Below are 932 nucleotides of genomic sequence, written 5' to 3' on the forward strand. Positions count from 1 at the left end.
GGTGCTTTTACTCATACTTCTAGGTAAGCAGAGTCGGCGAAACCAATTCGCAAAATTGTAGGCGAGTAAGGCAATTTGTAGCTTTGTCGCATTTGTGTAAAAGTCAGGACTACTTAATTGGTCGAACGCAAAGCCGTTTTTCCCTTCCTTGATGAAATTTTCCATCGTCCCACGGTTTTGATAAAATTTGACGATGTTTTTAGGGCGATAGCTTAAGTTCGTGACAATGAAGGAATAGCGAAATAAGAGTTCGCCTTCTGGTCTCTCTAACTTGACGATCACTCGTCTTGGCTTGTTCCAACTTGCCGCCTTGTAGGTTATTTCTTTATAAAACACATAAGGCGCACCGTTATTAAGTTTTAGTCGATTCCCGATTTGATGTTCAATGTCTTGAGCCATCGATGTTAAACGCTTATTTGATTTAAGGCGAATCGCGTATTTGATCTCATGTTCTTCACACAACTCGTAGAGTTCAGGGACAGCGAATCCACTATCACCCCTGACAGCGATGGTCGCACTTGGATTCATTTTCTCATATTCCTTGATCACAGGACCAACAAAGCTAACGACATTGCGAGACGTATAAACATTACCTGCACGAAGAGCTGCTTTGATGCAATCACCCGTTAAGCCATCAAATAATACGAGTGGATGGTAACCGTTTGTTTGATAATGGGCATTGTAGTCTGTGCCATATTGATGACCACAGGTCGCGAAATTTGCCGAATCCAAATCAAAAACAAAATGCTCACTCGGCTGAATCGTTTGAATTCGTCTATTTAATTTTTGATTAACCTGTTGGAGTTGCTTCATCGTTTCCTTGTCGAATTTCTGGTTTAAGCGTGACAAAGTGGGTTGAGAAGCTAATTGCTTCTTATCCAGAATCGTGGTAAACATCGGCTCATGCTTTAATTCATCCGCATGGTCGTCTG

At 41.6% G+C, this 932-nt stretch carries 1 protein-coding gene; it reads right to left on the minus strand.

What is annotated here, in order from left to right; translation table 11 throughout:
* The coding region (locus ACYQ2O_RS12440; protein WP_459771380.1) for an IS1380 family transposase at window positions 1–932 on the minus strand (932 nt) is incomplete at both ends.

The organism is Alkalibacterium sp. m-11 (genome assembly GCF_054658155.1).